16 protein-coding genes are annotated in these 16,547 nt (G+C 69.4%); 4 read left to right on the plus strand and 12 right to left on the minus strand.

All coding sequences use genetic code 11. The features are described 5' to 3' along the window. Positions 1-175 precede the first annotated feature (175 nt). Together ACZ7OI_RS19800 and ACZ7OI_RS19805 are read left to right on the plus strand one after the other, a co-directional pair. Entirely contained in the window at positions 176-1,510 is a 1,335-nt protein-coding gene (locus ACZ7OI_RS19800) for a PucR-like N-terminal domain-containing protein (RefSeq protein WP_470265646.1), read from the plus strand. Positions 1,511-1,577: 67 nt separating this feature from the next. Next, positions 1,578-2,738, plus strand: a complete 1,161-nt coding sequence (locus tag ACZ7OI_RS19805; RefSeq protein ID WP_470265647.1) for a PucR family transcriptional regulator — start codon at positions 1,578-1,580, stop codon at positions 2,736-2,738. A gap of 304 nt (positions 2,739-3,042) precedes the next feature. On the opposite strand, the gene ACZ7OI_RS19810 is transcribed toward ACZ7OI_RS19805, so the two are convergent. The 12 genes from ACZ7OI_RS19810 to ACZ7OI_RS19865 form a co-directional block, all read right to left on the minus strand. Continuing rightward, positions 3,043-3,663: a hypothetical protein gene (locus ACZ7OI_RS19810; RefSeq protein ID WP_470265648.1), complete on the minus strand. Its 621-nt coding sequence runs from the start codon at positions 3,661-3,663 to the stop codon at positions 3,043-3,045. After that, positions 3,660-4,166, minus strand: coding sequence for a hypothetical protein (locus tag ACZ7OI_RS19815; protein ID WP_470265649.1), 507 nt, complete (start codon positions 4,164-4,166; stop codon positions 3,660-3,662). Before ACZ7OI_RS19815 ends, ACZ7OI_RS19810 begins: the two co-directional genes overlap by 4 nt. Beyond that, a complete protein-coding gene (locus tag ACZ7OI_RS19820) occupies positions 4,163-5,269 on the minus strand; it encodes an MCE family protein (RefSeq protein WP_470265650.1) in 1,107 nt (368 codons plus the stop codon). The genes ACZ7OI_RS19815 and ACZ7OI_RS19820 overlap by 4 nt, the downstream gene beginning before the upstream one ends. Beyond that, positions 5,269-6,240 (minus strand): MCE family protein, encoded by a 972-nt coding sequence (locus tag ACZ7OI_RS19825; RefSeq protein WP_470265651.1) that lies wholly within the window; start codon positions 6,238-6,240, stop codon positions 5,269-5,271. The genes ACZ7OI_RS19820 and ACZ7OI_RS19825 overlap by 1 nt, the downstream gene beginning before the upstream one ends. After that, positions 6,237-7,235, minus strand: coding sequence for an MCE family protein (locus ACZ7OI_RS19830; RefSeq protein WP_470265652.1), 999 nt, complete (start codon positions 7,233-7,235; stop codon positions 6,237-6,239). Before ACZ7OI_RS19830 ends, ACZ7OI_RS19825 begins: the two co-directional genes overlap by 4 nt. Further along, complete coding sequence (locus tag ACZ7OI_RS19835) at positions 7,235-8,245, minus strand: MCE family protein (protein WP_470265653.1); 1,011 nt, start codon at positions 8,243-8,245, stop codon at positions 7,235-7,237. The genes ACZ7OI_RS19830 and ACZ7OI_RS19835 overlap by 1 nt, the downstream gene beginning before the upstream one ends. Beyond that, complete coding sequence (locus tag ACZ7OI_RS19840; protein WP_470265654.1) at positions 8,242-9,258, minus strand: MCE family protein; 1,017 nt, start codon at positions 9,256-9,258, stop codon at positions 8,242-8,244. The genes ACZ7OI_RS19835 and ACZ7OI_RS19840 overlap by 4 nt, the downstream gene beginning before the upstream one ends. Then, on the minus strand, positions 9,255-10,448 hold the full coding sequence (locus tag ACZ7OI_RS19845; RefSeq protein WP_470265655.1) for an MCE family protein: 1,194 nt from the start codon (positions 10,446-10,448) through the stop codon (positions 9,255-9,257). Before ACZ7OI_RS19845 ends, ACZ7OI_RS19840 begins: the two co-directional genes overlap by 4 nt. Beyond that, entirely contained in the window at positions 10,445-11,260 is an 816-nt protein-coding gene (locus ACZ7OI_RS19850) for an MlaE family ABC transporter permease (protein ID WP_470265656.1), read from the minus strand. The genes ACZ7OI_RS19845 and ACZ7OI_RS19850 overlap by 4 nt, the downstream gene beginning before the upstream one ends. Further along, positions 11,261-11,992: an MlaE family ABC transporter permease gene (locus ACZ7OI_RS19855; protein WP_470265992.1), complete on the minus strand. Its 732-nt coding sequence runs from the start codon at positions 11,990-11,992 to the stop codon at positions 11,261-11,263. It lies immediately after the preceding gene. A 59-nt stretch (positions 11,993-12,051) separates the two neighbouring features. Continuing rightward, positions 12,052-12,798 (minus strand): hypothetical protein, encoded by a 747-nt coding sequence (locus ACZ7OI_RS19860; protein ID WP_470265657.1) that lies wholly within the window; start codon positions 12,796-12,798, stop codon positions 12,052-12,054. Between the two features lie 109 nt (positions 12,799-12,907). Further along, a complete protein-coding gene (locus ACZ7OI_RS19865) occupies positions 12,908-14,530 on the minus strand; it encodes a DUF6801 domain-containing protein (RefSeq protein WP_470265658.1) in 1,623 nt (540 codons plus the stop codon). 263 nt (positions 14,531-14,793) lie between these two features. On the opposite strand from ACZ7OI_RS19865, the gene ACZ7OI_RS19870 reads away from it, so the two are divergent. Continuing rightward, positions 14,794-15,729, plus strand: coding sequence for an ABC transporter ATP-binding protein (locus ACZ7OI_RS19870; protein WP_470265659.1), 936 nt, complete (start codon positions 14,794-14,796; stop codon positions 15,727-15,729). Then, entirely contained in the window at positions 15,726-16,547 is an 822-nt protein-coding gene (locus tag ACZ7OI_RS19875) for an ABC transporter permease (protein WP_470265660.1), read from the plus strand. Before ACZ7OI_RS19870 ends, ACZ7OI_RS19875 begins: the two co-directional genes overlap by 4 nt.

Here is a 16,547-nt window from a genome sequence, read left to right on the forward strand (position 1 = left end):
TCACCCGCACCCACCTCCTTCCACCCGTTCGGGTGTAGTCCGGACGGGGGATGACCACGTCGGCCACCGGCCCGTTGACAGTGCCGTTCCGGGGAAATTATGTTGCCTGTGCCGCAAAATCCGGATCGGCTTCGGCCGCGAAGAGGCCGATTTTGGCGCCAGCAAGGACAAAAACATGACCGATGTGGACTCCGGGTTCGTCCGTCCCGCACCGCGGGGCTACCGGCCGCACTCCCCCGAACGCACCGCCGGACCTTCCGCCCGCCCGCATTCGGGACCGGTCGCGCCCGCCCCTCGGAGCCCCGCGGAAGCCCGGCCCGTCCGCGCTTCCAGCGCGCTCGGGCTGTGGGCGTCGCTCCCCCGGGAGCTGGCGGTCCGCTTCGCGCCGCGGGTCGACCCGCTGGCGAAGGCCATCCTGCGCGAGGTCCAGCTGGCGGTGCCGGAGTACCGGCAGCCGATCGAAGGCGCGTTCGGGCACGTCATCACCCGTGGTGTCCGGCAGGCGATCGTCCAGTGCCTCGACAGTGTCGGCAAGCCCGCGGCCGCGCCTGCCGCCGCCTGGTCGGCGGTGTTCCGCGACCTCGGCAAGATCGAGTTCGCCGAGGGCCGCAGCCTCGACTGCCTGCAGACCGCGTACCGCGTCGGCGGGCGGGTGGCGTGGCGGCATCTCTCGGAGTTCGGGCAGACCGCCGGGCTTGCCGCGGAGACGCTCTGCACGAGTGCCGAAGCCATTTTCGCCTACGTCGACGAGATTTCCGCGCTGTCGATCGAGGGCTACACGGCGGCGCAGACCCGGGCGGCCGGGAACCTGGCCCGGCGCAGACGCAGGTTGCTCGACTTGCTGCTCGCCGATCCGCCGTCCGCTCCGCAGGCCATCGCCGCGCAGGCCGCCGCCGCGCAGTGGGGGCTCCCGGACGAGGTCACCGTCGTCGCCCTCGAACCGCGTTCCGGCCAGCATCGCCTCGCCACCCCCGACCTCCACCCGGACGTCCTCGTCGACCTCGAAGGCGGCGAACCGTGCCTGGTCACCGGAGCCCCGGACGAGCATCTGGCCGATCTCGCCGGACGGCTGCCGGGCTGGCGCGCGGTGATCGGCCCCGCCGTCCGGCTCGCCGACGCGCCCCGGTCGCTGCTCTGGGCGCGCCGGACGCTGAGGCTCGTCCAGCGCGGCGTGCTGCCGGACGCGCCGGTGACGCACTGCGCGGACCATCTGTCGACGCTCTGGCTGCTCGCCGACGAATTCCTGGTCCGGGAACTGTGCGAGCGCAACCTTGAGCCGTTCCGGGACCTCACGCCGAAACAGCGCGCGCGGCTCGGCGAGACCCTGCTGATCTGGCTGCAGTCCCGCGGCAGCGCGCCCGAGATCGCGAGGATCCTCAAGGTGCATCCGCAGACCGTCCGGTACCGCATGCACCAGCTCACCGATCTGTTCGGCGACCGGCTCGACAACGCCGACGACCGGCTCGACCTGGAGATCGCCCTGCGCGCGGAAGCGCTGCTCGGCTCCTGACCCGCGTCATCCCAGCGAAGTGGTGAGGCATGTGACAGGACTGTCCGGCGAGACAGCCTTCGGACCGATGCTGAGCGGAGACGGACGCCCCGGGCGGCTGTGGGCGATGCTCCCCCGCGAACTGGCCGCGGTGTTCCGGCCCCGGCTGCTGGACGTCGCCGACGACGTGCTGCGCGAAATCCAGCGCACCGTGCCCGGCTACGCGAAACCCCTCGACGGCCCGTTCGGCAAAGCGCTGCGCGGCGGCGTGCAGACGGCGATCCTGCAGTTCGTCGACCGGATCGCGGCGGCGGGCGCGGTCGCCGACGATCGCCGGAAGGTGTTCGTCGCACTCGGAGTGCACGAGTTCGAGCAGGGCCGCAACCTCGACGTCCTGCAAGCGGCGTACCGGGTCGGCGCGCGCGTGACCTGGCGGCGGATGGCCGAAGCGGGCACCCGGGCCGGGGTGCCGCCGGCGACGCTGTGTCTGCTGGCCGAAGCGATTTTCGCCTACATCGACGAACTGTCGGCATTGTCGGTGGAAGGGCACGCGGCCGCGCGGGCCCGGGCGACGGGCGCCAGGGAACGCCGCAGGCGGCGGCTGCTGGATCTGCTGCTCTCCGAACCGCCGACCCCCGTCCAGGCGCTGGAGGAAGCCGCCTCGGACGCGGCTTGGCCCTTGCCCCGGCGGCTGGTCGCGGTGGCTTTCGACGGACCGGCCGACGTCGTCGGGCTCGACGCTCTCGAAGACCTCGAGGACGCGGTGCCGCGGCTGTTGCTGGCGATGCCCGAGGAACGAGGCCCGCTCGCCGATGCGCTGGCGGGCCATCGAGCGGCGGTCGGCCCGCCGGTGCCCCCGCACCGGGCGGGCCGCTCGCTGGCGGCGGCCCGGGAGGCGTTGCACCTGGTCGCGGCCGACGTGCTCCCGGACGAGCCGTTGACCTGGTGCGCGGACCACCTCTCGACGCTGTTGCTGCACAAGGACCCGTTGCTCCCGGCGAATGTCTCGCGCCGCAGGCTGGCTCCGCTGGCCGCGTTGACCTCGAAGCAGTACAGCCGGCTGGCCCGGACGTTGCTGGCCTGGCTGGAGACGCGCGGGAACGTCCGCGAGGCGGCGGACCGGCTGGCGATCCATCCGCAGACCGTCCGCGCTCGCGCCCAGGAACTGGAGACGATGTTCGAGGGCCGGCTGTGGGATCCGGACGACCGGTTCGAGTTGATTCTCGCCCTCCGCGCGACGTTGGCCTGAGTGCGATCCTCGCTTGACTGCGGTCGCGACCGTGGCCTGAGCGCCCCTTGCCTCAGCGCCGCCTCGTGCCGGGTGCCTCTTGCTCTCCGCAGGCCGCCCCGAACGCCCTCGCCGCCAGCGCAACCCTGGTCCGGGTTCCCCTGCTCTCCTCAGGCCTGGCCCGAGCGCCCTCGCCCCCGGCGCAATCCTGGCCCCGGCGCGCGAACCCATTGCCGTTCCAGCCCGAGCGACCCTCGCCCTCCGCAGGCCTGGTGCAACCCCACCACCCCACGCGGCCCGGCCCGACCGAAGCCGGAACCCCCTTTCAGGCCGCGGACATCCCGGTGATCCGCCACTTCCCGCCGATCCGCTCGGCGGTGACGCTCAGCTGCGCGGCCCCGGTGCTGCGCTGCCCGTCGCCGCGCGTGCCGGTCTGGTCGAGAAACACCAGCAGGGCCGCGCGATCGCCGTCCAGGAGTTTCACCCCGGATGCGACCGCGGTCGACGTCACGACGAGTTTCTGCTCGGCCGCGAGCCCGCGGACCTGCCCGAAAAGCCGGGAGTACTGGGTGAGCGCGGGTCCGCTCAGCAGGTCCTTGGCCGCCCGGTCGTTGCCGGCCGGATCGTCGTAGCGGTAGGAGAAAAGCGTGCCGAGCGCGGCGCTGACCTGTTTCCCCGCGTCCGCGGTTCCCGAGACGTCGGACAGTGCGGTGTTGTGTGCGACGACAGCGTTCGTGTTGTGCGCCTCGAGAGCGAACCACCCCGCCAGTGCGGCCATCACGACCGCAAGCACCAGCCATGCTCGACGTTTTCGCGGTACGGGCGGCTCCTCCGGTTCCTCAACCGGGGCAGCTGGCTCTTCGACCGTCTCATCCGGTTCCGGCACCGCTGGTTCATGGTGGCGTCCGGCCACCTTGACGGCCCGCTTCTTCGTTCGCGTGGTCACGGTGCCTCCCCTGCCGGGACTTGGCCTAGCGCGGTGACGTGCCATCCGTCCGGCGCCCGGGTCAGCTCGGCCTGGAACCGGGAACGCTTGGTCACGGCCTCCTGACCGGCCGGCGTGACGACCAGTTCCACGGATGCGATCAGCTTCGCGGTGCTCGCGCCGGTGTCCACTTCGGTCACCGCGGCATCGGTCACCTTCCCGGTGGTCACAGTTTTCGCCTGGGCGATCCGGTCGAGGCTGCCCTGCCGGTCTTGCGCCAGCTCGTCGTACAGCGCTCCGCTGGACACGTCCAGCCAGTGCTGATATCCGGCCGCCGCCTGCCGATAGTCCAAAGTGGTCAATCCGGCGACCGCGGAACGCCCTGCCCGCAAGGCATCTTCGCGGACGACCGCGCGTGTGACGCCGTCGTCGTGCGCGGCTTGCCACCAGGTGTACCCGGTCCATCCGGCCGCCGCGGTCGCGAGGGCCGCGGCGAGCTGGGCCAGCGACGCGAAAAACCTCACGGCTGTCCTCCCGGTGCGTTCTGCGAGCCCCGCACGTTCGTCGGGTCGCCCTTCGGCAGCGCGCAGCGCGCAGCCGTGTTCAGCGGTCTGGTCGAGGTTTCGAGACCGTCGCGGTACGGCGTCGCGTATCCGGTCGTGCACGGGGGCGGATCGAAGAACGACAGCGACAGCCCGAAATGCGCGCCGTCCGGCCGGACGACCGCGCTGGCCGCGCCGACTGCCCGCGGCGCGGTGATCAGCAGCTGCCGGATTCCGCTTTGCCGGGATTCGAGGACGTCCGCGGTGGTGAGCAGATTCGCGAGCAGCACGCCCAGCTGCGGACCGGAGTCGCGGATCAGCGCACCGACCTCGTTCGCGGCGGCGGGCACTGCCGGAATGAGCTTGCGGAGGTCCCCGTCGGATTGCTTCAACGTCGACGCGAGCAGTTTCGCGTTGGCGCCGAAGCTGCGGATCGCGTCCGCCTGCTGCGCTTGGGTGTCGAGGACCGTATGCGCGTCGGTGACGAGCTGGGTCAGCGGCGCGACGTGCGCGCTCGCGGCTTGCACGAACTCGATGCCGCGGCCGACCAGCTGGTCCAGCGCGGGACCGGCGCCGGAGGTCGCGTTGTACAGCTCGTCGACCACGGTGCGCAGTGCGGGTTTGGGCACCGACGCGGCGAATGAGTCCACAGTAGACAGCACAGTATCGACCGGGAGCGGGATTCTCGTATTGTCCTGGGTGATCACCGAACCGTCGTGCAGGACGGGCCCGCCGGCGGCGCGCGGCCGCAGATCGACGTACTGCTCGCCGACTGCCGACCGATCGGCGACGACGGCTTCGGTGTCGGCGGGGACGGCCGCGGTGCCGGAATCGATCTCGAGATCCGCTTCCATTCCGGCGGAGATGAGCCGGAGCTGGCCGACCCGGCCGATCGGCACTCCCCGGTAGGTGACCTCGGCGTTGGTGAAAATCCCGCCGCCAGTGGGAAATTGCGCCTTCACGGTGTAACCGCGGCCGAAGAACACCTTGTCGAGACCGGCGTAAGCGGCCCCGACATAGGCGACGCCGACGACGGCGAGGACAACGAACAACGTCACTTGGACGCGGACGAAACGGCTCAGCATCAGCGGCCCGTCTTCAGGAAGCCGTTGAGGTAGTCGCCGCGGATCGTGTCCAGCGCGGCGTCCGGGAACGGGAAGGTGAAGATCATCTCCATCGCCTTCGGCAGTTTGTCCCCGGAATCGGCCAGCCGCCGCAGCAAGGGCGCCAGCGCCTGGAGATCGGCGACCAGGTCGTCCTTGCTGCGGTTGACCGTGCCGACGGCGACCGAGGTCAGGCCGTCGAGCGACTTGAGCATCCCGACCAGTGCCTCACGCTGCTGGTTGAGGACGCTGATCCCGGGGGTCAGGCCGTTGAGCGTCGTGGTGATCTGGGCGGTGTGTGCGTTCAGTGTTTCGGCGAGCCGGTTGACGCTCTCGATTGCCCGCGTGATCTCGCCGCGCTGTTCGTCGAGGCCATTGACGAGAGTGTCCAAACTGGACAGCAGACTGCGGGCCGCGGTCTCCTTCCCGCCGAGCGCCGCGTTGAGCTGGTGGCTGATGTTCTGGACCTGGGCGACGCCGCCGCCGTTGAGCAGCAGGGAAAGCGCGCCGAAGACCTCTTCGATCTGCGGGGTCAGCGCGGAGCGGTCCAGCGGGATGACCGCCCCGTCGACGAGCTTGCCCGAGGGCGTCGCGTCGGGCGGCGGGGCCAGTTCGACGAACTTCTCGCCGAGGATGCTGGCCTGCCGCAGCCGTGCGACGGCGTTGGCGGGCAGGCCGACGTCGCCGTTGAGCACCAGGTCCACGATCGCGCTGTGCCCGTCCGGGGCGAGCTGGACCTTGGCGACCCGGCCGACCGGCACGTCGTTGACTTTGACGCCGGACTGGGGCACGAGGTCCAGCACGTCGGCGAAGCTCGCGGTGACGTGGATCGGGTGGTCGCCGAGCGCGGCGCCCCCGGGCAGCGGGAGGTCGTAGACGCTCGCCCCGGTCCCGCATCCGGTGGCGGCCAGGACCAGCGTCAGCACTGCGGCGGCCTTCGCCAGGGACTTCATTTCGTCTCCGGGAATTCGAGGAGGTTGCCGCGGCCGTCGATGACCCCGGCGTCCGGGTCGTACGCCCCCAGCAGATTCGTCAGCGCGTTCGGGGCGGCGCTCAGCGCTTCGGAAAGCGAATCCTTCTGGTTCGCCAGCACCTTCGTGACGCCAGCCAACTTGTCCACATCGGACTGCACCTTGCCCCGGTTGTCCTTGACGAAGCCCTGCACCACGCCCAGCGCCTGGGTCAGTTCGGTCAGCGCGCCGGAGAACTGGTCGCGCTGGTCGGCGAGAACCTTGCTCAGCGACGCGACCTGCGCGATGGCCTGCTTCACCTGCCCGTCGCTGGCGGCGAGCATCGCGGTGAACTTGCTGATGTTGTCGACGGAGCTGAACAGTTCGTCCTTGGAATCGCTTGCGGCACGGGCGAATTCGCCGAGGTTCTTGATCGCCTGCCCGATCGTCTGTCCGTTGCCGTTGAGGTATTCGGCCGATTTAGTCAGCACGTCGCTGACCGCGCCGTCCTTGTTGGCGCCCTGCGGGCCGAGCGCCGCCATCAGCTGGTTGAGGCTGCGCAGCAGATCGTCGACCTCGACCGGCGTCGCGGTGCGCTCGCGCGGGATCGACGCGCCGTCGGCTAGTTCGGGTCCGCCGGTGAAGACGGGCGTGAGCTGTACGTACCGGTCGGCGACCAGGCTGGGCGTGATGACGACCGCGCCGGCGTTCGCGGGCAGCCGCACGTCCGGCTTGAGCGTCATGGTCACTGTGACGTCGGTGCCGTTCGGCTCCACTTTGGACACAGAGCCGACGGCGACCCCGAGGACGCGCACGTCCGAATTCGGGTAGATGCCGACGGCGGCGCTGAAGTACGCGGTCAAGGTGCGGTCGCGCGGCATCGTCGCCACCTGCCATCCCGCTGCGACCAGAAGCGCGCACACCACGCCAAGCGCGAGCGCGCGCAGCCTGGCCCGCCGCCGGGCCTGGGATCCCAGGTCGATGAGCTGGTGTGCCATCAGCGTCCCCCGTTCTTCGGTGGCAGGCAGCTGCCCGGCGCGGAGCCGTTCGGGACGAGCCCGCAGAGGTAGGTGTCGATCCAGCGGCCGTTGCCGACCGCGTTGCCGAGCAGCCGGTAGAACGGGCCGGCCAGGCGGAGGCTGTCCTCGAGGTGTCCCTGGTTGCGCTGGAGCACGGTCGCGACGCGGTCGAGCTGGTCGAGCGCGGGCCCCAGGGTTTTCTGGTTTTCCGCGACCAGCCCGCGAAGCTGGACCGACAGGTTCTTGACGCCGCTGAACAGCTTCGCGATCGCGTCCTTGCGGTCGTTCAGTTCTTTCAGCAACGTGGTGCCGTCACGGATGAGCGCCTGGATCTGGCCGGAACGCTCGCCGAGGGTCTTCGACACCTTGTTGGTGTTCTGGAACAGCTTCACCAGCTCGTCGTCCCGTGACGCCAGCGTTCGGGACAGGGCGGCGATCCCGGTGAACGCGGTCCGGACGTCGCTGGGCGCCGACGCGCCGAGCGTCTCCGACAGCGTGCGGAACGCCTGCGCGAGCTGGCCGGTGTCGATGGCTCCGACGGTTCCGGCCAGGTCGTTGAAAACAGCGGTGACGTCGTACGGCGAACTCGTCCGCCCGACCGGGATCGGCTGGTCCGGGTCCAGCTCGCCGTCGCCGACCGGATCGAGCACGAGGTTCTTCTGCCCCAGCAAGGTCTTGATCTTGATCGCCGCGGTCGTCCGGTTGCCCACCCAGGCGTCTTTGACGCGGAACAGCACCTCGACGTGACCGCCCGCCAGCCCGACGCCGGTGACCTCGCCGACTTTCACCCCGGCGACCCGGACCTCGTCGTTCGGCTTGAGCCCGGCGGCCTCGCGGAACTCCGCTTTGTACGTCGTGCCGCCGCCCAGCACCGGCAGGTCGTCGGAGAAGAAGGTGGCGGTGCCGATCAAGGCCATGACCAATGCGGTCACCGCACCGACAACGATCGGGTTGCGCAGCCGGAACGGCTTGATCCGCGGCGGTTTCACCGGCACCTCGCAGCCGTGACCGGAATACCCGGCATCGGCCCGCCGGGCGCGGGCTTCGCGTCGGTCTGCACGGAGCAGAGGTAGAAGTTCGCCCACGAACCGTAGGAGAAGATCGTGCCGATGCGGTCGAGTTTCTTCGGCAGATTGCTGATGAACTGCTCGAACACCGGCGTGTTGTCGGCGAGGTTCTCGGACAGGTCGCCGAGCGCGGAGATGCTGTCCTTGAGCGGCTGGCGACCGGCTTGCAGCAGCCCGGCGGTGGACGTCGTGAGTTCGCCGAGCCCGCCGATGGCCTGTCCGATCGGTTTCGCGTCCGCGGCGAGGCCGGTGACGAGTTGCGCCGTCGTGTCCACAAGTGCGTCGAACTGGTCGCCCTGCGCGTTCACGGTGTCGAGGAGCGTGTTGAGGTTGCCGATCACCTTTCCGATCACGGCGTCCTTGCCGGCCAAAGTGGACGTCAGCGACGCCGTGTGCTGAAGCAGGCTTTCGATCGTGCTGCCCTCGCCTTGCAGCACCTGGATGATCTCGAAAGACAGCTGGTTGACGTCTTTCGGGGACAGGGCTTGGAAAAGCGGTTTGAAACCGTTGAACAAAGCGGTCAGATCGAGCGCCGGTTTCGTCTTGTCCGGCGGGATCAGCGCGCCGTCCTCGAGCATCGGCGACGCTCCGGACACGCCGGGGTCGACCGAGAGATAACGCTGCCCGACCAGGTTGCGGTAGCGGATGACGACTGAGGCCGCGGCGGTGAGCCGGCGGGTCCGGTCGACGGAGAACGTGACGTCGGCGAGCCGGTGCTCCACGACCCGCACCTCGTCGACCTGGCCGATCCGCACGCCCGCCATGCGAACCTCGTCGCCGGGATTGACCGAGGTCGCGTCGGTGAACCGGGCGGTGTAGCCGATCGTCGTGCCCACGCTCGAATTGGCGATCGTGATCGCCAATACCGCGGTCGCGCACACCGTGACGACGAAGAAGATCAAGCCCTTGAACGCGGGGCCCGCGACACTCCTCATCGGACAGTCACCTCCGTTCCCCGCAGTGCCGGTCCGATGAGGACACTGCTCCAATCAGGCACATCCCCCAAGGTGGGCTTCAAAAGCTCGGCGACCAGCCGCCGCTCCCCCGGCGAGTTCGCCGGACCGAGATCACCCTCGGCGGCACCGGGAGCCGAGCCGCCGCCGTAGCACTTCGGGCCGCCGGTGGCGTCGTAGCGCGGGCTGTCGCGGCCTGGCACGTACTTTTCGCGCGGGTCCTGGACGGTCAGCGTCACGTGCAGGCCCGGTTCGTTCGTTCCCTTGCCGAGGGCCTTCTCCATCAACGGCTTGAGCCGGTTGACGGCGTCGAACAGGCACGGGAATTCGGGCGAGTACCGCGACAGCAGTTCCAGCGACGGCCGGCTCGCGGCGGAAACGCCGATGAGGTTGTCCGCGTTTTTCCGCAGGAAATCGTTCAGGTTCCCGGCGGCTCCGGTCACACTCGAGTAGAGAGTGCCGAGGTCGCCGCGAGTGTCCACAATGGTCTTCGCGGTGGTCGACAAATCGCTCAATGCCTGGAGGATGTCCGGCGCCGCGCCGGTGTAGACGTCGGCCGCGTCGGCGAGACCGGTGATGTCGGCTTTGAACTGCGGCAGCAAGGGGTTCAGCTTGGACAGCAGGTCCTGCAGCTGCACAATGCTGTCGCCCAGCGGTTTTCCGCGGTTGTCCAGGGCGAGCGAGATCGCGCCGAGCGAGCTGTTCAGCTTCTCCGGTTGGACGGCCCGCAACAACGGCAGCAAGTCGCCGAGAACGCGCTCCAGCTCGATCGCGTTGGCCGAGCGGTCTTGCGCGATGACGTCGCCCGCGCGCAGCGCGCCGACCGGGCGAGCGGGCAGCACCAGGTTGACATACCGCTCGCCGAACACCGTCTTCGGCAGCAGCCGCGCGGAAACGTTGCCCGGCAGCTGCCCGATCTTCGCCGGGTCGAGTGCCAGGTCGATCTCGGCTCCCGCCGGGGTGCTGCGCACCGCCCGGACCTCGCCGAAGGGCACCCCCTTGACCTTCACTTCGGCCGTCGGCGCGAGCTGGCTGCCGACCCGGTCGGCCTCCAGCGTCACCAGCGCCGAATCGTCGAAATCCTTGTCGTAGATCGCCACCGCGAGGTACCCGAGAAGGGCGAGCACGCCCAGGAACGCGACGCCGGCGAGCTGCGTGGCCGCCCGGCTCATCCGGACACCTTGACCGTGGTCGTCGCGCCCCAGATCGCCAGCGAGAGGAACAGGTCGAGCACGCTGATCAGCACGATGGACGTCCGCACGGCCCGGCCCACCGCGACTCCGACGCCGGCCGGGCCGCCGCTCGCGCGATAGCCGTAGAAACAGTGCGTGAGGATCACGCCGACGCTGAAGACCAGCACTTTCCCGAAGGACCACAGCACGTCGACGGGCGGCAGGAACAGCGTGAAGTAATGGTCGTAGGTGCCGCCGGACTGTCCGAAGAAGACGACCGTGGTCAGCCGGGAGCCGAGATACGAGATCAGCAGCCCGATGACGTACAGCGGGATGATCGCGACGAACCCGGCGACGATCCGCGTCGTCACGAGGTAGGGCATGCTCCGCACCGCCATCACCTCGAGCGCGTCGATCTCCTCGGAGATCCGCATCGCGCCGAGCTGGGCGGTGAACCCGCTGCCCACAGTGGACGAAAGCGCGAGCCCCGCGACGAGCGGCGCGATCTCCCTGGTGTTGAAATACGCGGTCAGGAATCCCGTCATCGCCGAAATGTTGATCTGGTTGAGCGCGCTGAACCCCTGCAGCCCGACCGTGACGCCGGTGAACACGCACAATCCGACCATCACGCCGATCGTGCCGCCGATCACCGCGAGCGCGCCGCTGCCGAACGTCACTTCGGCCAGCAGCCGCACGACCTCGCGGGAGTAGCGGGTCACGGCGAGCGGAACGGCCGCGAGCGCGCGGACGTAGAAGACCAGCTGGTCGCCGAGGTCGAACAGCTTGTCGCCGGGCTTGCTGAGGTTGACCACTCAGGTTCCCTTCGCCGGAACGAGTTGCAGGTACAGGGCGGTCAGCACGGTGTTCACGAAGAACAGCAGCAGAAACGTGATGACGACCGACTGGTTGACGACGTCGCCGACCCCCTTCGGCCCGCCCTTCGGGTTCAGGCCGCGGTAGGAGGCCACCACCCCGGCGAGAAAGCCGAAGATGACCGCTTTCACCGAGCTGGCAACGAGATCGGACAGCTGTGCGAGGGCGTTGAAGCTGGCCAGGTAGGCGCCGGGTGTGCCGCCCTGGACGATGACGTTGAAGAAGTAGCCGCCGAGCACCCCGACCACGCTGACCAGGCCGTTGAGCAGCACGCACGCGAGAACCGCCGCCTGCACGCGCGGCACGACCAGGCGCTGGATCACCGAAACGCCGAGCACTTCCATCGCGTCGATCTCCTCGCGGATGGTGCGCGCGCCGAGGTCCGCGCAGATCGCGCTGCCGCCCGCGCCGGAGATGATCAGCGTCGTGACGATGGGGCTGGCCTGCTGCACGACGGCCAGCACGCTCGCCGCGCCGTTGAACTGCTGGGCGCCGATCTGGCTGGTGAGCGAGCCGAGCTGCAGCGAGATCACCGCGCCGAACGGGATGGAGACGAGAATCGCCGGCGAGATGGACACGCTGGCGATGAACCAGAACTGCTGGACGAATTCCCGGACCTGGTACGGGCGGCGGAACATCGCGAGAATGACGTCCAGCCCCATCGCGCACATCCGGCCGAACTCGCGAAGGCCGCTCACCGCCCGTCGCGGGATCTGGGTCAGCAGGGTCGTCACGGTGCCGTCCCGCACCCGTTCGGGCCGGAGCTGCCGACACAGCGGAGCACCAGATCGGTCACCAAAGTGTTGCCAGGCCCGGAAACCAGCCCGGTGAACAGGCGACTGAGGTCCTCATGGCCCACGCAGCCGGCGAACGGCGGCGTCGTGAAGGTGGTCGTCACCTTCGCTGGCGGCGCCGGGAAAGCCAGCGGCAGCAAGGCTTTCAGGGTCACTTCAGCGGGCTGGGCGGTGCGGCAGTCCGGGCCGACGTCGAGCGGCTTGCCGTCCACTTTCACATTCGACAGCTTGACGAAGACCCGCGCGGTGACCTCGGAATCGGCGCAGAGATTGGTCCGCGTCTGCTTGCAGTTGGTGTCCTTGCCGGTCAGCACCTGGGTGGTGCCGGTGACGTCGCCGTCCGGGACGAGTTCGACCGTGCCGGTGGCGGGCATGAACCGGAAGGCGACGAAATACGCGTCGGCGGGCGGGATGCTGAGCTTTCCGGTCAGCGGCACGCGACCGCTGAGGCCGAGCAGGGCGCCGTCGAACCGGCCCTGCGGAAAGCTGAGGTCCGAACCCAGTTTCGCGACGTGGCTGGTGGTCGGCTGCTGCGCGTCGCCGATAGAGAACCCGACCGGGAAATTGACGGCGGCGGGGGCCGGTGCTGGCGCGTTTGCGCCGGGCGCGGCTTGCGCGGAGCCCAGCGAAAACGCGGCCAGCACCAGTACCAGCGGCAGCGAGAACCGGGTCAGCGCAGACATTCGGACTTCCTCATCGAAGACGTTCCTCCCGAAGCTACTGACGATTATCGTTGCGCCACAAGGATTTCCGCTTTCTTGTCACGCCGGTCGGCGTTTTCGCGGCGCGAATTCACTTCCGCGTGAGCGTCACGTCCAGTTTGTTGCCCGGACCGGAGGCGAGATCGGTGATCAGGCCGGTCAGGAAACCGCAGCCGGTGAATGCCGGGACGGTGTAGGTCGCGGTCAGTTTGCCGCCCGCACCGGGGTCGAACCCGGGAGCGGAGGAGAGCGGCACCTCGGCCGGAGTGGTCGTGCGGCACGAGTTCGAGGTCATGATCGGGAAGCCGAACAGCCGCACCTTGGCGAGCCGGACGTCCACCTTCGCGTTCGCTGTGACGGCACCGCCGGTGAAGGTGCCTTCGATCGCGCCCGCCTGGCTCAGCTTGACTGTCGCGGAGGCAGGGAGGAAGCCGAACAGCCGGAAGTACACGTCCGATTTCGGCAGGGCGAACTGGGCGTCGAGCTTGCCCGCGGCCGCGTCGAGTTTCGCTTCGAGCCGTCCGGGGCCGAGCGGCAGGGTGGCGTGCAGTTGTTTGAGCGTTGTCTTGCCGCGGAGCGAGTAGGTGAACGCGGTGGTGCCCGGCGGAGTGGTGGTGGGCTGGGTCGTCGGTTCCGTGGATTGGGTGGGGGACGTCGGCTGGGTCGGTTCGGTGGACGACGTCGGCGAGGTCGGTTGTGTCGAGGACGTGGGCGGGGTCGGGGAAGTCGGTTCGGTGGGCGAGGTTGGCTGAGTCGGAGAGGTGGGCTGGGTCGGCTCGGTGGATGAGGTCGGCTGCGTCGGGGAAGTCGGTTGCGTGGGTTCGGTGGAGGACGTCGGCTGTGTCGGGGAGGTGGGCTGGGTCGGTTCGGTGGACGACGTTGGTTGGGTTGGCGAAGTCGGTTGGGTTGGAGACGTCGGCTGTGTCGGAGACGTGGGCTGAGTTGGCGAAGTCGGTTCCGTCGGCGAGGTGGGCTGAGTCGGCTCGGTAGACGAGGTGGGTGACGTCGGCACGGTCGGCGAGGTTGGCGAAGTCGGGGAGGTCGGCGAAGTCGGCGAGGTGGGAGTCGTCGGCACCGTCGGCGTCGTGGTGCCGCCGCCCGGTTTGATCTCGAAGGTGCCCAGCTGCTGGTTCTGTCCGGGGACGGCGACGCAGTCCGACGTGAACGTGCCGAGGTCGGTCGGCTGGCCGGACGCGGTGCGCGGTGTCATCGTCGTGCTGAAGTTCCCGACGGTCACCGACGCGGTCCCGGCGGCGGGGAACGTCACGGCCGGGGCCTGGCCGCTGGTCTTGACGTGGAACGCGCCCGAAGGCGGCACCGGCGTCGACGGGATGGTCAGCGGCAGGCCGAGGTTCAGCGTTTTGTCGACCGGATACTTGAGCTGGGCGGCGGCTTTGGCCGAGCCGTCCAGCGTCGTCGCGCCGACCAGCGCGAGGCCTTCCGTCGCGGTCTCCGGAACGGTGACGTCCACATCGAACTTGATCGGGGTGGACGCCGAACCCGCGACCGCGTTGTCCGGCAGGTTGGTGTCGATCTTCACCGCGAGCACCTGGTCGCCGATGAGCGGGAACGGGCAGGTGTAGTTCAAGGTCAGGCTGGCCGGCGCGGCCTGCGACAGTCCGGCCCCGGCCAGAGCCGCGGCCGCGGCGGCGCTCGCGACGGTCACCACGGCCAGCACGCCTGCCGGTTTTCTCGACTTCCACGGAAACTTCACGGCTCGTCACCTCGGGGAATCGGGACAATGTTTGACAATGTTTCCGGAAAATACCTCCGCGATTGCCCTCTCAACAACTGCCCGGAAATTCTTTGTCAGACCCGTCGGAATGCCCGGAAGAAAAAGAGTGACCCGGGTCATGACTTGTCACGCACGTGCTATTCGCCGCGCGGGAAACTGTCACGCGCGGGACAGCGGCAGACGGGGTTCTTGCCTTTCGTGGCCGCGGCTCGTTACCTTTCCGGAAAAGGGAAGGAGCGGCTATGCGCCCGCCGGTCATCGCCGTGACGGACCTCGTGAAGAAGTACCGTGATGTCACCGCGCTCGCGGGGATCAGCCTCACCGTCGCGCCTGGAACGGTGCTCGCGATTCTCGGGCACAACGGCGCCGGAAAAACCACCCTGATCGACATTCTCAGCACGCGTGTCCGGCCGACCTCGGGCACCGCCCGGGTCTGCGGGCACGACGTCGTCCGGCGAGGCCGCGCGATCCGGCGGCGAATCGGGGTCACCGGGCAGTTCGCCGCGGTCGACGAAGCCCTGTCCGGACGCGGGAATCTGATCCTGATCGCGCGGCTGCTCGGTGCGAAACCGCCGCAAGCGAAGGCGCGGGCCGCGGAACTGCTCGCGTCGTTCGGGCTCGAGGACGCGGCGGACCGGCCGTCCCGCACCTATTCCGGCGGCATGCGGCGGCGGCTCGACCTGGCCGCGGGACTGGTGGGCGCGCCGGAAGTGCTGTTCCTCGACGAGCCGACCACCGGACTCGACCCGGTGAGCCGGTCCGGGCTGTGGAACGTCGTCGAGGAACTGGCCGCGCGCGGCACCACGGTCGTGCTGACCACCCAGTACCTCGAAGAGGCGGACCGGCTGGCCGACCACGTCGTCGTCCTCGGTCTCGGGCGCGTCACCGTTTCCGGCACGCCCGCTCAGCTCAAAGCGCGGCTCGGCAGCCGCACCGCGACGCTGACCCTCGGCAGCGAGCTCACGCTGCGGCGCGCGTCGGACGCGGTGTCCCGCCTCGGTCTCTCGGCGGGCCACGCCGGGCTGACGCTGACTGTCCCGCTGCGCGGCCCCGGAGACATCACGATGCTGGTGCGCGCGCTCGATGCGGCCGAAGCCCCGCTGCGGGACCTGACGGTGACCGAGCCGACGCTCGACGACGTGTACCTGTCCCTGCACGCGACGGCGGCGGGTTCGTGACGCAATCCCGCCACCGTGCGCCGGTCGCGCCGCTGGCATGGCCCGAAGCCGGCTTCTCGACCCAGGTCCGCGTGCTCGCCGAGCGTTCGCTGCGCACCGCGTTCGGCGACTGGCGGCTGGTTTTCTTCGGCTTGCTGCAGCCGGTCGTCCTGCTGTTGTTGTTCAGCCAGGTGTTCAGCGGCGTCGGGGCGTTGCCGAGTGTCGCGGCCTACCAGGGATACGTGAACTTCCTGGTGCCCGCGACGCTGGTCAACATCTCGATGACGACCGCGATGAGTTCGGGCGCGGGCCTGCTCGCGGAGATCTACAGCGGGTTCACCGCGCGGCTGCGCTGCCTGCCGATCTCGTTGTTCTCGGTGCTGGCGGCCCGCACCCTCGCCGATTCCGCGAGGCTCGGCGTGCAACTGCTCGTGACATCGGCCGCGAGCGTGCTGTTCCTCGGTTTCCGCCCGGCGGGCGGGGTGGTCGGGCTCGGCCTGGCCTTGGGGCTGACGCTGGTCGTGGGCTGGTGTTTGAGCTGGGTGTTCGTCGCGATCACGACGTGGCTGCGCAAGGCCGAGACGCTTCAGGCCGCGTCGTTCGTGGTGATGTTCCCGCTGATGTTCTCCTCCAGCGCGTACATGCCGCTGGACTCGATGCCGGAATGGGTCCGCGCGGTGTCGGCGGTCAACCCGCTGACGTACGCGATCGACGCGACCCGCGCGCTGGCTCTGCACCGCCCGGTCGGCTGGTCGGTCGCGGCGGCGCTCGCGATCGCGGCGGTCGCCGCGGTGGCGGGGAGTACGTTGGCGGCGCGTACGTTTCGCGATCGCGGCTAG

It is taken from the genome of Amycolatopsis sp. NPDC114503 (genome assembly GCF_055633655.1).

Coding starts and splice junctions, on each gene's coding strand:
- ACZ7OI_RS19800 (WP_470265646.1), top strand. CDS start 176: ATGACCGATGTGGACTCCGGGTTCGTCCGTCCCGCACCGCGGGGCTAC.
- ACZ7OI_RS19805 (WP_470265647.1), top strand. CDS start 1,578: ATGCTGAGCGGAGACGGACGCCCCGGGCGGCTGTGGGCGATGCTCCCC.
- ACZ7OI_RS19820 (WP_470265650.1), bottom strand. CDS start 5,269: ATGCTGAGCCGTTTCGTCCGCGTCCAAGTGACGTTGTTCGTTGTCCTC.
- ACZ7OI_RS19825 (WP_470265651.1), bottom strand. CDS start 6,240: ATGAAGTCCCTGGCGAAGGCCGCCGCAGTGCTGACGCTGGTCCTGGCC.
- ACZ7OI_RS19830 (WP_470265652.1), bottom strand. CDS start 7,235: ATGGCACACCAGCTCATCGACCTGGGATCCCAGGCCCGGCGGCGGGCC.
- ACZ7OI_RS19840 (WP_470265654.1), bottom strand. CDS start 9,258: ATGAGGAGTGTCGCGGGCCCCGCGTTCAAGGGCTTGATCTTCTTCGTC.
- ACZ7OI_RS19845 (WP_470265655.1), bottom strand. CDS start 10,448: ATGAGCCGGGCGGCCACGCAGCTCGCCGGCGTCGCGTTCCTGGGCGTG.
- ACZ7OI_RS19855 (WP_470265992.1), bottom strand. CDS start 11,992: ATGTGCGCGATGGGGCTGGACGTCATTCTCGCGATGTTCCGCCGCCCG.
- ACZ7OI_RS19860 (WP_470265657.1), bottom strand. CDS start 12,798: ATGTCTGCGCTGACCCGGTTCTCGCTGCCGCTGGTACTGGTGCTGGCC.
- ACZ7OI_RS19870 (WP_470265659.1), top strand. CDS start 14,794: ATGCGCCCGCCGGTCATCGCCGTGACGGACCTCGTGAAGAAGTACCGT.